Here is a 13255-nt window from a genome sequence, read left to right on the forward strand (position 1 = left end):
TGCCATATCTTGCGAACGATTTGCAATACCAACGCCTCAGGTTGGACGTTCCGTTGCGCTTTTCTTATGACCTCAACCGTTCCAGCAGGTCGGCGGCGAACTCTGACAATGTGTCGTCCCGCGCCCCCATGACGATGACCCGATCGCCTGCCTGCGCCAGCGCGACGATCCGGTCACCGCACGCCGCCCGGTCCGGCAACGCCTCCGCCGTCCGACCCAGGGCCCGCACGCCGCCTGCGATATCCTGCGACCCCACGCTGCGATCCGTCGTCCCGCCATAATAGACGGGCTCGGGCATCAGCAGGACGTCGTCGGGCCGCATCAGCCCGGCAAACCCTTGCGTGAACTCGTCCCGCATCAGCTTCAGCGGCCCGAACCCGTGCGGCTGGAACAGGATCAGCAACCGCCCGTCGAAGGCGTGCAGGGTCTTCAGGGTGGCGGCGATCTTGTCGGGGTTGTGGGCGAAGTCGTCGATGACGGTGACCCCGTTTGCGGTTCCGACGACCTCCATCCGCCGCTTGATCCCGCCGAAGGTCTCCAGCGCGGCGACGGCCTGGTCGAGGTCGACGCCGAGGGCCTGGACTGCACCTAAGGCTGCCAGGGCATTGGCGACATTGTGGGCCCCCGGGACATTGAGGATCACGTCCTTCTCCCCTTGCGGGAGAAGGTGGCTCGCGGAGCGAGACGGATGAGGGGTCACGCCGTCGTCGGACGTCTGAATTCGCTCCCCCCACTCCAACCGCCGGTGCGACCCCTCATCCGTCAGCCTTCGGCTGCCACCTTCTCCCGCAAGGGGAGAAGAAAAGCGCAACTTGAACCGCATCCCCGCCGCCAGCGGTTCCAGATCGTGCGCCGACAGGCCCGCATCCGCATTCCCCAGTGAAAACGTGACGACCCGCTCCGCCTCCATCCCTTGCGCCAGGGCCGCCGTCTCGACGTTGTCGAGGTTCAGCACCGCCGTCCCCGCCCGGCCGGTGAAGCCGCCGAACAGGTCGCGCAACTCCTCCATCGACTTGTGATCCAGCGAGATGTTCGACACGACGGCCACCGTCGGATCATAGCGGGCGATCGATCCGTCCGACTCGTCCACCTCGGCGACGAACAAGTCGGGAGAACCGACGATGGCGCTGGCGAACGGATGGTCCGCATCGGCGAAATTGCGCATCACCGCGCCGTTGACCACGGTCGGCTCCCGCCCCGCCTGCGACAGGATCCAGGCGATCATGCCGGTGATGGTCGACTTGCCGCTGGTCCCCGCCACCCCCACCGAGGTGGGTGCCGCATTGAACAGCCGGCTCAGCAACTGCGGCCGCGTCACGATCGTCGCCCCCGCCCGCTTCGCCGCGCCGATGTCGGGCACCGTGTCCTCGATCGCTCCGGTCGCCACCACGATCTGGTCGGCGCGTGTCACGCCCGATCCGTCCTGGGGATGCAGGGTCACGCCATGCGCCCGCAACCAGTCGAACTTGGCCGGCGTCCGCCCCTGATCCAGCGCCCGGTCGGACCCCTCGATCCGGCCCCCTTGCGCCTGCACGATCATCGCCAGCGGCAGCATCCCCGACCCGCCGATACCGCAGAAGAAGTAGTCTTGATTCATGTCGGCGAAACCGGGAAGGCTGAGAGCCGCCCTGACTAGCACGGGCGGGGACCGAGACCAGCCGCATGATGGCCAACAGCTTCAAGATCGGCGTCGTCTGCGTGTCCTCGCGCTTCGATCCGGCGCGGGCCGAGGCCGTCAAGGCCTGGGTCGCCGAACACCACCCGGACGGCGACATCGCCATCACCTTCCATCCCGCCTGTTTCATGAAGCACGGCCATTTCGCCGGCGACGACCGGGCGCGGGCCGAGAGCTTCCTGGAGTACGCCAACGACCCGCGCTTCGACGCCGTCTGGTTCGCGCGCGGCGGCTACGGCTCGTGCAGGATGGTCGAGGCGGTGCTGCCCCACCTGAACGATGTGGCGCGCAAGAAGCGGTATCTCGGCTATTCCGACGTCGGTACCCTGCTGGCCGGGATGTACAAGGCTGGATTTGAGCACGTCGCCCACGGCCCCATGGCCTCGGATTCGGTGCGTCATGATGAGACGGCCAAGGGGGCGCTCGACTGGCTCGTCAACGGCGGCAAGTCCTGGCTGGAGCCGTCGCTGGTTTCCGGCGGCAAGAAGGCCGTCGCCTTCAACCTGACCATCATCGACCAGCTGCTGGGCACGGCGCTGGAGCCCGACCTGACCGACCACGTCCTGATGATCGAGGAGGTGGGCGAGGCCCTGTACCGGATCGACCGGATGATGTTCCACCTGACCGGCCAGGCGTCGATGCGCAAACTCGCCGGCATCCGCCTCGGCCGCGTCTCCGACATCACCTACAACGAGCCCGACTTCGGCCTGACCCCGGAGGAGATCGTCCGCTACTGGTGCGCGCGCTCGGGCATTCCCTATCTGGGCCCCGCCGACATCGGCCACGACGGCGGCAACAAGATCGTGCCGTTCGGCTGAGTCTCGTGCCTTCGCCTGAATCCTGCGCTATCAGCGCGCCATGACCGTCCAACCTCGTCGTCGCAGTCGTGCCGGGCTTCTGGCCCCCTTCATCCTGGTCCTGATCGCGCTGGCGCTCTGGAGCGTCTGGTGGGTCTATCTGGCCGGACAGGTGCGCGAGCGGCTGGAGGCCCAGGTCCAGATCGCCAATCGCGGCGGGTGGACCGTCGGCTATCAGAAACTCGACGTCGGCGGCTGGCCCTTCCGCGTTCGGGTCGAGGCGTCCGCTCCGTCCGTCCGCGCGCCCTCCGGCCACGCGCTTACCGCGCCTCGGCTGGTGGCCCAGGCCGAGGCCTGGAACCCCGACAAGTGGGTCATCGTCGCGCCCGACGGCCTGGCCCTGACCCGCGCGGCCAAGGGTGTCGTCGACATCAAGGCCCCCGCCATCCGCGCCAGCGTCCATGGCCTGACCCAGCGCTGGCCCAATCTGGCGGTCGAACTGGCCCAGCCGACCTTCGTGGCACGGCCCGGCGCCGAGGCCTTTCCGATCTCGGCGGCGAAACAGATCGAATTCTACTTGCGGCCCCATCTGGCCCCGGCCACCGAGCCCGGGGCCGCGACCAGCGTGGACCTGCTGTTCCGCCTGATCGAGGCCCAGGGGCGCACCGGCGGCCCGGTCCGGGGCATGGCCCAGGACGGCACCCTGACCGCCCAGATCGAGACCGTGGTCGAACACGCTGACCGGCTGAACGGCCCCGATGCGGCCGGGGTCCTGTCGGCCTGGTCCCGCGCAGGCGGTCGCTTCACCCGGGTGCGCGGCGAGCTTCAGGCGGGCGAGAGCAAGGCGACCCTGTCCAGCGGCGCCCTGTCGGCCCGCGCCGACGGGCGCCTGGAAGGCCAGCTGGCCTTGCAGGCGGTCAAGCCCCTGCCTGCCATCGCCGGTCTGGCCCGATCGGGCGGCGGCGGGGTCAATCGGGTCGGGGCGGCGGGCGCCGTGGCGGCGACGGCGGTCACGGGCGGCGCAGGCGACGTCGATCTGACGCTCATGTTCCGCGACGGCCGCACCTGGCTCGGCCCCTTCGCCCTCGCCCCGGCCCCGAAACTGTTCTGATGCCACCCGAGCCATCTTCGCCAGAGCCGCCCCTGCTGGTCGAGCCGGAGCTGGACCCCGCCGAGGTGCAGCGCAATCGAGCCCTGGCCGAGGCCCTGGGTGCCGTGATCGCCGATGGTCGCCTGCACGATGCCCCGCCGACCCCCGATGCCGACGCCCTGGCCCTGCGCGCCTTCCTCGCGGCGGCCCCCGGCCATCGCCAGTCCGTCCTGCTGCGTGCCGTCTGGGGCCGCTTGTCGGCCCCGTCCGCCCCGCCGCTCGTCGCCTGCGGCCCGGCGTCGCAACAGGTCGCCGCCGACCGCTTCGGCCTGCCCGTCCGCGCCGTCGCCGATCCCGACGCCGCACTGAGCGAGGCGCTCGCCGGAGCCCGCGCCGTGATCGATCTCGACACCCCCAAGCCCTGGTGGGGTCGGCTTCTGGCCCGGCCCGAGCTGCGGATCATCGCCGCCCTGCCCGACGATGCGCTGGGCCTGCCGCGCGCCCTGATGGTCTCGAAGGAAACCTCCGGTCCTACCGGCGACGACCGCACCTTCTGGATCACCGACAGCGCTCAGTCGGAAGCCCCGCTGACCGCCGCCCTGGCCGAGGTCGGCCTGTCGGGCCATCTGCTCGTCGCGGCGGGCGGGTTGAAGCTGGTGGTGCTGGCGGGCTATGTGCAGGCCCAGGACGGGCGGCTTTCGGCAGCCCCCGGCGCCCTCAAGGGCGTGATCGGCGCCGCCCCCGTATACTGAGAACCGCCCGCCATGACCGACACGCTCGCCCCGACACCCAAGCCCGGCATCCTCGACATCGCCCCCTATGTCGGCGGCAAGGCCTCCATCGCCGGCATCGCCGAGCCGATGAAGCTGTCGTCCAACGAGAATTCTCTGGGTGCCGGCGCCCTGGCGCGCGAGGCCTTCGCCGCCTCCCTGTCCAAGATCCACATCTACCCCGACGGCCACGCCCTGAAGCTGCGCGCCGGGGTCGCCGACCACTATGGGCTGGAGCCCGGGCGGCTGATCTTCGGCAATGGTTCGGACGAGGTCTTCGCCCTGCTGAACCAGGTCTATCTGACGGCCGGTGACAATGTCGTGGTCAGCCAGTACGGCTTCCTCGCCTACCAGATCAGCGCCAAGGGCTGCGAGGCCGAGGTCCGTCAGGCCCCCGAGACGAACTACAAATGCGATGTCGAGGCCATGCTGGCCCTGGTCGATGACCGGACCCGGCTAGTCTACATCTCCAGCCCGTCCAACCCGACCGGCAGCTACAACACCGGGGAGGAGATTCGCCGCCTGCACGCAGGCCTGGCCTCGAACGTCATCCTGGTCGTCGACGAGGCCTATGCCGAATACGTCGCCGCGCCGGACTGGGAAACCAGCCTGCCGCTGGCCCGGGACGCCGCCAATATCGTGGTCACCCGTACCTTCTCCAAGATCCACGGTCTGGGCGGCCTGCGCATCGGTTTCGGCTATGCGCCTCTGGCCGTGTGCCAGGCGGTCGATCGCATCCGCCTGCCGTTCAACGTCAACTGCGCGGGCCTCGAAGCGGCCCTCGCCGCCCTGTCCGACGAGGCCCACCAGAAGGCATCCCGCGACCTGGTCCAGACCTGGCTTCCCCGCCTGACCCAGGCCATCCGGGGCTTCGGGTTCGAGGTCCTGCCCAGCGTGGGCAACTTCATCCTGGTCATCTTCCCCGAAGAGGGCCGCACAGCCTCGGCCGCCAATGAGCATCTGATGAGCCGGGGCATCATCGTCCGCGCCGTCGGCGGCTACGGTCTGCCCAATGCGCTGCGCATCACGATCGGCACCGAAGACCAGAACCGCGCCGTCCTGGACGCGCTCAGCGAGTTCGCGGCGGGCTGATCGTCACGCCGCCTTGCGCGGTCGCCCGCCCTTGGCCCCGTTGGCCCGGGCGGCGGCGGCCTTGGCTGGGGTGCTGACGCTGCCGGCGCGACTGGCCCACAGGGCGTCCATATATTTGCGATTGCCGAAATGGCCGGAGACCAGACCTGCGACCGAATAGTGGATGTCGGCCTCTTCCCACTCCAGGCCCGAACCGAAAGACCCCAGCAGCTGGACCTTGGCGATCTCTTCGGGCGGCAGGTCGCGCACGTCCTGGATCAGACTGGCGGGGATGGCGAAGGTGCAGCCGTTGGTCAGGTCGATGATCAGCCGCCCGGACTCCGCGTCATAGCGCACGGCTGACGCATGGGGGTCCTTGAGCAAGGATTCCTCGCCGCGCCGGGTTGCCGCCTCGAACTCGGCGTCTGTGACCTCAGCCATGCTTCGCCTTCATCTCCTGTCGGCTTTCGACCAGCTTTCAAGTCCGAACCGACGGCCCGTGCCCGAGCCTCACAAGGATCGAGTCGGGACGCCCAAATTTACCATCGTCATCCTCGCCCTTGTGGCGAGGATCCAGACTCACCGGCGGCTGGATGGGGCACGATGCTGAGTACGCACGCGCGACCCGGGTGAACTTCTACAAACCGAGTGTCTGGATCCTCGCCACAAGGGCGAGGATGACGCCAGCGAAAATAACCCATCATGTTGGGTTTTTCAACAGCGCCGTCGACGCCCCCTCGATCCGCTCCTCCAGCAGAGCCATGAATTCCGCTCGCTTCAGCCCCGCCGGGATCACTGGCAGGAACTCATAGACCACCGTCCCCGGCGTCCGCCTGAACCCCTTGGCGTGCCAGTGCGCGCCCGAGTTGGTGGCCATGGGGACGCACGGACTGTCGAGGTCGCGGTACAGGGCGGCGATGCCGGGCTTGTAGTCGGGCGCGGCGCCGGGCAGGCCGCGCGTGCCTTCGGGGAAGATCAGGATCTGGCGACCCTCGCCGAACCGGGCGCGGGCCTGGCGCACCATGTCCTTCAGCGCCTTGGAATGGGCCGAGCGATCGACCGCGATCATCTTGGTCTTCCAGGCGAACCAGCCGAAGAAGGGCAGGGGCATCAGCTCCTTCTTCATCACGAAACAGTTGTCGGGCAGGAAGGCGAAGGGCGCGATGACGTCCAGCATGCCCTGGTGCTTGGACGCGATCAGGGCGGCGCCCACCGGCCGATGTTCGAGGCCCCGCACCTCGACCCGGACCCCCGCGATCCAGCGCAGGCCGAACAGCACGAACCGCGCCCACATCCGGATCACCGTCATCGGCGCTCGATAGGGCAGCAGCAGCACCGGCGACAGGGCGACGGCAAAGATCGCCATCGACAGATACAGCCAGGCGACGAACAGCAGCGACCGGATCGTGGTCACGCGGCCTTCTCCGACTGCGCCGTCTCCGGCTCGGCGGGCGTGGGCGTCAGAGTCTCGCGCTCGCGGTGCCGGCCGGTGATCCGGTGCATTCCCTCGCGGCCCAGGACGGCAAGATATTTCATGTATTCCAGCGTCATCCGCCGCGCCGTCACCGCCGCCTTCCACCAGCGCGTATTGTCCAGCGACGGCGTCTCGACCGCATAGGGATGCAGCCGGATGCCCGGGGCCACGCTGCGGATCTCCACCAGCGAACGCGGCATGTGATAGTCGGATGTCACCACGATCAGGTCGTCATAGCCATGCGACCGGGCCCAGGCGGCGATCTCCTGGGCATTGCCCTCGGTGTCCTCGGCCTCGAACCCCAGGTCGACGCAGCAGTTGAACAGCCGGTTCGAGCCCGGCGTCAGGGCTCGCAGTTCCTGGCGGCGGACCTCCTTGTTGACGCCCGAGATCAGCACCCGGTCGCCCTTGCCCTGGTCCAGCAGGCGGATGGCGGCGTTGACCCGTTCGGCCGAGGGTCCGGTCAAGGCGACGATGGCGTCGGCCCGTGCTGGAGGATCCGCCGGCGTCAGGCCGCGCACCCGGTCCGCAAAGGCGAACAGGCCGACCACCCAGACCAGGGCGACGATGCCGATAAGCGTCAGAAACTTCATCTGATCTCCCTATCGTCAGGCCCTGCGGCCGCCAAGTGTTCCGAACACGGCGATTCTGGCCGCCACAAGCGCCACCGTAGCGGCCAGCAGGGGACATGGCGAGAGCCACAGCACGTCGCTCCAGGCCAAGGGCAGGGCGGCGGTCAGACCCGCCTCTCCGCCCAGCGCCCGCAACCCTGCCACAAGGGCCGCCGCCGCACCCGCCCCGACCAGTCCGGCCCCCGCCGCCAGCAGGCCGAAGCGCCGCTGGAACAGCCAGGCGATGCCGCTCTCGGTCGCCCCCGACAGGCTCAGGGTCTCGATCACGGCCGATTGCGCCTTCATCCCCGCCCGGGTCGCATAGACGATGGCCGCCCCGGCCGCGCCTGCAGTCAACAAGAACCCCGCCAGGGCCATGGCGGTGATCAGGTTCGCCGCCCCCTCGACCTCGCCGCGCCACAGGGAATGATCGTCCACACTGGCGTCCAGCCCGGCCTGGGCCAACGCCCGGCTGAGCACCACGGCCGAGGCGGGCGCCTCCCGGTCCAGACGCACGGTGACCAGAAACGGCAGGGGCAGGTCGGGCAGGGCCGCCTCGCCCAGCCAGGGCCGCAGCAGGTCCTCCGCGGTCTTGCGATCCATGGCCACGGCCTCCTCGACGCCGTCGACCCCGGCCAGGGTCTCGGCGGCGCGTGCGGCGGCGGCGGGGCCGGTCTCGCCGACGCGGGGCCGCACCTGGACGGTCGCCTCGGCCCTCAGCTCCCCGGCCCAGCCCCTTGCCGCCCGGTCGGCCGCCATCGCTCCGACAGCGGCCAGACAGGCCATGAAACACAGGACCGCGATCACCGCCGCCAGCCAGCTCTCGCCGGCCGCATCGCGCGGCAACAGACCCGGACGGCTGGGGAAGGGCGACTTCATGCGACCGCTCCGGTCAGCCTGCCGCGATCCAGCCGCAGCCGCCGCGCGCCCGACCGCTCGGCCAGGGCCTCGTCATGGCTGGCGATCAGCACCGTGGCCCCCAGCCGGTTCAGCGACTGGAACAGCATCAGCAGCTTGTCCGCCATGGCCTTGTCCACGCTGCCCGTCGGCTCGTCAGCGATGATCAGTTCGGGATTGCCCATGACGGCCCGCGCAATGGCCAGACGCTGTTTCTCCCCGCCCGACAACTGCGGCGGCCGGGCATCCATCCGCTCGCCCAGACCCACCCAGCGCAGCATCTCCTCGACGTCGGCATCGTACGACCCGGCCTTGCGGCCCGAGACCCGCAGGGTCAGGGCCGCGTTCTCGAACAGGTCCAGGTGGTCCAGCAGCCGGAAATCCTGGAACACCACCCCCATCCGCCGCCGGAAAGCCGGGGCCGATGCACGCGGCAGGTCGGTCACCTCCTGACCGAACAGGGCGATCCGGCCCGCCGTCGGCCGCTCGGCCAGGGTCAGCAACCTCAGCAGAGACGACTTTCCGGCCCCGGACGGCCCGGTAAGGAAGTGGAAAGAGCCCCGGGGCAATATGAGGTTAACGTCCCGCAGCACGTCGGGCGAATCGGCATAGCCGAAACCCACCCCCGCTAGGCGGACGGTTTCGGACGCGGGTTCATCGGCGGCGGCGAGACGGGGCGGAGCAGTCATTTTTTCTAATGGACCGGGGCAAAGCCCCGACGGGAGGGGGCTGAGAAAGCTCCGCAGTCAGACCGCATGATACTGACCTGTCCGTCCTGCGCCACCAGCTATTTCACGCCCGATGAAGCGATCGGCGCGACCGGCCGTCGCGTCCGCTGCCGCACCTGCGCCCACACCTGGCACGCCAGCCTGGCCGACGAGCCGCTCGAGCTGTCCGAACCCGCCGATCCCGCCACCACGGTCCAGGCGGGCTTCGGCAAGCGGGATGAAGTCCCCGAGACCCTGGCCGAGACGCCCGCCCCCGAACTGCCCAAGGTCTTCCGCGCACGGGCCGAGGAACAGCGCCGCGTCCGCCGCGCCGCCACCCACGGTGCCGTCTGGGCCGGTCTGGCCAGCGTCTTCGTCGGCATCCTGGGGGCCGCCTGGCTGTTCCGGGTCGAGGTGGTGGACCTGTATCCGCGTGCCGCCGGCGCCTATGCCATGGTCGGCTCGCCCGTGAACCGTACCGGGCTGACGTTCGAGGCCATGGCCATCAAGGTCGCCCCCTATGATCCGGGCAAGGTCATCGTCTCGGGCGCGATCCGCAACATCCGCGACAAGGAGATCGTCTCGCCCGCCATCCGCGTCGCCCTGCTGGATGCTCACGGGGCCGAGATCGGCTTCAAGATCATCACCATCGACGCCGCCCCGGTCCTGCCCGGCGGGGTCCAGGGTTTCGCCGCCGTCGTCGCCGATCCGGGCCAGAAGATCGTCGGCATCGGCGTCGATTTCGTCGACGAAAGCCGCACCGCCAAGGCCGCCGAGGCCGGCCACGGCGACGACGACAAGGCCGGGCACGGCGACGACCATGCAGCCCCCGCCGACCACGCCGCCGATCCCCACGCCGCACCCGAGCACGGCGATGCCTCCGCCGACGCCGCTCATGCGCCGGTCCAGCGCCCGCTTCCGACCGCCGACGACCACGGCGCCCTGCGGCCTGCCATCAGCCACGAGGTCAATACGCCCCCGGCCCTGACCCCGGTCGACGCCCATCCCGTCGCCGCCCATCCCGCCCCGGCCGCCGCCGCCCATCACTGACCTCGAGGGGCGTCGCGCGCAGCCCGGCGCTCGACAGACGCCCCCGTCAGGCGGTATCGGCGGTCATGGCTCCTTCCTCCCCCCCGACGGCCGCCCCTGAAATCCTGCTGTCCGAGGCGGAGATCGCCCGGGTCGTCGCCGATCTGGCCGCCCGCATCGCCCCCGTCATCGACGACGAGACGGTCGCGGCGGTGCTCTTGACCGGCGGTCTGTGGTTCGCCGCCGACCTGACGCGGGCCCTGTCGCGGATCGGACGCAACGTCCGCTTCGACGCCCTGTGGCTCGCGTCCTACGGTGACGAGAAGACCAGCCGGGGCCGGATCGACGTCCATGCCCCGTTCCAGCGCTCGCTTCAGGGCCGCAAGGTGCTGATCCTCGACGACGTCTTCGACACAGGCCTGTCGCTCGCCGAATCCGTCCGCATCGCGAAAGAGGCCGGCGCGGCCGAGGTCCTGACCTGCGTCTTCGCCAGGAAGCCCTTCCCCCTGCCGCGCGCGCCGGAGCCCGACTTCGTCGGCTGGGCCGCCCCCGACCGGTTCCTGGTCGGCTACGGCCTCGACAACGCCGGCGCCCTGCGCGGACTGCCCGACATCTGCGCCCTGGATTGAGGGTGGACCCATCCGCGTCGTCCCGCGTTGGACGGGATGCGCACCGCTGACCAATGTCTGGCCAAGGCCCGCGAAATGGACCAGAGGGCCGCCGCGAACACGGGCGACGGCCCGGAATGGCGCGCTATGGCCGACCATTGGCGCAACCTCGCCAATGAGGCCTTGTGGCAGGAGATGTCGGGCATCCAGCCGACACCTGGACCAGCCCCCTAGATTTATCCGACTCCGAACGTCCAGTGGCGTACAGCTTGCTTGTCGGCCGGGGATTTCCCGCGCCGCGCGGACCTTTTTGACAGCGATGACGACGCCGATCCCCGGAATCGAGGACGCGCAGACGCTTGCTCAGGCGATCGTCGACACCATCCATGAGCCCCTCGTGGTTCTGGACGCGCGGTTCCGTGTCCTGCTGGCCAGCCGGGCCTTCTACGCCACCTTCCAGGTCGACCCCGCCCAGACGGTCGGTCGACTGCTCTACGATCTCGGCGACGGGCAGTGGAACATTCCGGCCCTGCGCCTGCTGCTTGAGACCATCATCCCCGAGCACACGGCCATGGACGGGTTCGAGGTCGATCACGACTTTCCGGGCCTGGGCCGGCGCACCATGCTGCTGAACGCCCGCATGGTCGTGTATGACACCAGCCCCAACACCACCATCCTGCTGGCCTTCACCGACATCACCGCCCGCCGGGTGATCGAGCGCGAGAAAGCCGACCTGCTGGAACGCACCGAGGAACTGCTGCGCCAGAAGCAGATCCTGCTTCAGGAGATGCAGCACCGCGTCGCCAACAGTCTGCAGATCATCGCCAGCATCCTGCTGATCAAGGCTCGCGCGGTGACCTCGGAGGAGACACGCGACCACCTCAAGGACGCGCATCAACGGGTCCTGTCGGTCGCCGAGGTCCAGTCGCACCTGCACGCCTCGGGCGGTCTGGACCGGATCGCGGTCGGCTCCTACCTGACCAAGCTGTGCGACAGCCTGGGTGCGTCCATGATCGCGGACATCCAGCCCATCGACATCCGGGTCATTGCCGACGACGGCATGATCGGCTCGGACAAGGCGGTCTCGATCGGGCTGATCGTCACCGAATTGGTCATCAACGCCATCAAGTACGCCTTCCCCGAGCCCCTGGCCGATGCACACGTCGAGGTGCGCTATGAAAGCGCAGGCGAGGCCTGGTCCCTGGTCGTGTCGGACAACGGCGTCGGCAAGGCGGACATCGCGGCCCCGGCCACCGGCGGTGGCCTCGGCACAGCGATCGTCGAGGCCCTGGTCAGACAGCTGGACGCCCATATCGAGGTCGCGTCCCGGCCGGGCATGACGGTAACGATCCGCCACGGCGACGTTTGAGCCCGGGCGTCAGGCATCAGGTGTCGGGCGTCGGGCGTCAGTCCCCGGTGAACACCCCGGTCCGCTTCTCCAGCACCGCCGTCACCCCCTCGATATGGTCGTCGGTCAGATGGGCCAGGGCCTGCATGGCGGCGGAATATTCCAGCGTCTGGTCGAAGGTCATGTCCCGGCCCTGACGCAACAGGGTCTTGGCCATGCGCAGGGCACGCGGCGGCATGGCGGCGACCTGGGCCGCCGTGGCCATCGCCTCGTTCATCAGGGCCTCATGCGGCACCACCCGGTTGACCAGCCCCCAGGAATCCGCCGTCTCTGCATCGATCGCTCGAGCCGTGAACAGCATCTCGGCGGCGCGGACATAGCCGATATTGCGCGGCAACAGCCACGACCCGCCGTCACCGGGAATGATGCCCAGCTTCAGGAAGGGCACGCCGAAACTGGCCCGGTCCGAAGCGATACGGATGTCGGCCAGCCCCGCGATGTCGCACCCCAGGCCGAACGCCGGCCCGTTCACCGCCGCGATCAGCGGAACCTCCAGTCCATAGAAGGCCCTCACGATCCGGTGGACGACGCGCCGGTACTGCTCGCGGATCGCCGCGCCCGATCCGGCGAACATCTCGCCCCGCGCCTTCATGGCATTCAGGTCACCGCCGGCCGAAAAGGCCCGCCCGGCCCCGGTCAGGACCACGCACCGGACCTCGAGATCGGCGTTAATGGCCTCACAGACACCTGCCACCTCGTCGCCGTCGGTCAGGTCGGGCAGGGCGTTCAGCCGCTCGGCGCGGTCCAGGGTCAGGACCACCACCGATCCGCCGCCCGGCTGGGTCAGCCGCTCCTGGGTGATCAGGGCCATGGTCGTCTCCGGAATTGCAAAGCCCCGGCCTTTTCGGGACCGGGGCTTCGATGTGCAAGTCGGGATGTGACGCCTTCTGGCGTCCGGCGGCCTATCGGGGCCGCTTGATCTCGATCGGCACGAAGTTCGACGGATGGCTGACCACGCGATCGTTCGCGCGGTTCTGTCGGTTCGAGTTCACCAGCATCCCGCCCCAGAAGGCAAAGGACGTCATGGCGTGCTGGAGATTCCTGTCTTTGTCGTTCATCGTTGATGTCTCCTTTCGTTGAACGGGAAAAGAGACACGTCGTGCTCGCAGGGGCTTTCA

16 protein-coding genes are annotated in these 13255 nt (G+C 69.2%); 8 read left to right on the forward strand and 8 right to left on the reverse strand.

The window, feature by feature from the left end:
• Window positions 1-64 precede the first annotated feature (64 nt).
• On the reverse strand, window positions 65-1597 hold the full coding sequence (locus O5K39_RS03375) for a Mur ligase family protein (RefSeq protein ID WP_271145872.1): 1533 nt from the start codon (window positions 1595-1597) through the stop codon (window positions 65-67).
• A 65-nt stretch (window positions 1598-1662) separates the two neighbouring features.
• Between O5K39_RS03375 and O5K39_RS03380 the strand changes: the two genes are divergently transcribed.
• The 4 genes from O5K39_RS03380 to hisC are packed head-to-tail and all read left to right on the forward strand — an operon-like array spanning window position 1663 to window position 5424.
• On the forward strand, window positions 1663-2493 hold the full coding sequence (locus O5K39_RS03380) for an LD-carboxypeptidase (RefSeq protein ID WP_271145873.1): 831 nt from the start codon (window positions 1663-1665) through the stop codon (window positions 2491-2493).
• Between the two features lie 40 nt (window positions 2494-2533).
• A complete protein-coding gene (locus O5K39_RS03385) occupies window positions 2534-3583 on the forward strand; it encodes a DUF2125 domain-containing protein (RefSeq protein ID WP_271145874.1) in 1050 nt (349 codons plus the stop codon).
• Entirely contained in the window at window positions 3583-4314 is a 732-nt protein-coding gene (locus tag O5K39_RS03390; RefSeq protein WP_271145875.1) for a hypothetical protein, read from the forward strand. Before O5K39_RS03385 ends, O5K39_RS03390 begins: the two co-directional genes overlap by 1 nt.
• A 12-nt stretch (window positions 4315-4326) precedes the next feature.
• Entirely contained in the window at window positions 4327-5424 is a 1098-nt protein-coding gene (hisC, locus tag O5K39_RS03395; protein WP_271145876.1) for a histidinol-phosphate transaminase, read from the forward strand.
• 3 nt (window positions 5425-5427) lie between these two features.
• Here hisC and O5K39_RS03400 read toward each other — a convergent pair whose 3' ends face one another.
• From O5K39_RS03400 to O5K39_RS03420, 5 genes are all read right to left on the reverse strand, one after another.
• On the reverse strand, window positions 5428-5844 hold the full coding sequence (locus O5K39_RS03400) for a DUF2442 domain-containing protein (protein ID WP_271145877.1): 417 nt from the start codon (window positions 5842-5844) through the stop codon (window positions 5428-5430).
• Between the two features lie 259 nt (window positions 5845-6103).
• Window positions 6104-6817 carry a lysophospholipid acyltransferase family protein gene (locus O5K39_RS03405; protein WP_271145878.1) on the reverse strand — a complete coding sequence of 238 codons (714 nt, stop codon included), beginning with the start codon at window positions 6815-6817 and terminating at the stop codon, window positions 6104-6106.
• A complete protein-coding gene (locus O5K39_RS03410) occupies window positions 6814-7470 on the reverse strand; it encodes a YdcF family protein (protein ID WP_271145879.1) in 657 nt (218 codons plus the stop codon). Before O5K39_RS03410 ends, O5K39_RS03405 begins: the two co-directional genes overlap by 4 nt.
• 15 nt (window positions 7471-7485) lie before the next feature.
• Window positions 7486-8367, reverse strand: a complete 882-nt coding sequence (locus O5K39_RS03415; protein WP_271145880.1) for an ABC transporter permease — start codon at window positions 8365-8367, stop codon at window positions 7486-7488.
• Window positions 8364-9074 carry an ATP-binding cassette domain-containing protein gene (locus O5K39_RS03420; RefSeq protein WP_271145881.1) on the reverse strand — a complete coding sequence of 237 codons (711 nt, stop codon included), beginning with the start codon at window positions 9072-9074 and terminating at the stop codon, window positions 8364-8366. Before O5K39_RS03420 ends, O5K39_RS03415 begins: the two co-directional genes overlap by 4 nt.
• Before the next feature lie 66 nt (window positions 9075-9140).
• Here O5K39_RS03420 and O5K39_RS03425 point away from each other — a divergent pair, with 66 nt between their 5' ends.
• The 4 genes from O5K39_RS03425 (at window position 9141) to O5K39_RS03440 (ending at window position 12098) form a co-directional block, all read left to right on the forward strand.
• Complete coding sequence (locus O5K39_RS03425; RefSeq protein ID WP_271145882.1) at window positions 9141-10142, forward strand: MJ0042-type zinc finger domain-containing protein; 1002 nt, start codon at window positions 9141-9143, stop codon at window positions 10140-10142.
• A gap of 65 nt (window positions 10143-10207) precedes the next feature.
• Entirely contained in the window at window positions 10208-10750 is a 543-nt protein-coding gene (locus tag O5K39_RS03430; RefSeq protein WP_271145883.1) for a phosphoribosyltransferase family protein, read from the forward strand.
• A gap of 36 nt (window positions 10751-10786) precedes the next feature.
• Entirely contained in the window at window positions 10787-10963 is a 177-nt protein-coding gene (locus O5K39_RS03435; protein ID WP_271145884.1) for a hypothetical protein, read from the forward strand.
• A gap of 85 nt (window positions 10964-11048) precedes the next feature.
• Entirely contained in the window at window positions 11049-12098 is a 1050-nt protein-coding gene (locus O5K39_RS03440; protein WP_271145885.1) for a histidine kinase dimerization/phosphoacceptor domain -containing protein, read from the forward strand.
• Window positions 12099-12135: 37 nt separating this feature from the next.
• Here O5K39_RS03440 and O5K39_RS03445 read toward each other — a convergent pair whose 3' ends face one another.
• Entirely contained in the window at window positions 12136-12948 is an 813-nt protein-coding gene (locus O5K39_RS03445) for a crotonase/enoyl-CoA hydratase family protein (RefSeq protein WP_271145886.1), read from the reverse strand.
• Between the two features lie 91 nt (window positions 12949-13039).
• On the reverse strand, window positions 13040-13195 hold the full coding sequence (locus O5K39_RS03450) for a hypothetical protein (protein ID WP_271145887.1): 156 nt from the start codon (window positions 13193-13195) through the stop codon (window positions 13040-13042).
• Window positions 13196-13255 lie beyond the last annotated feature (60 nt).

Origin of the sequence: Brevundimonas sp. NIBR10 (assembly GCF_027912515.1) — a bacterium.
Taxonomy (GTDB): domain Bacteria; phylum Pseudomonadota; class Alphaproteobacteria; order Caulobacterales; family Caulobacteraceae; genus Brevundimonas.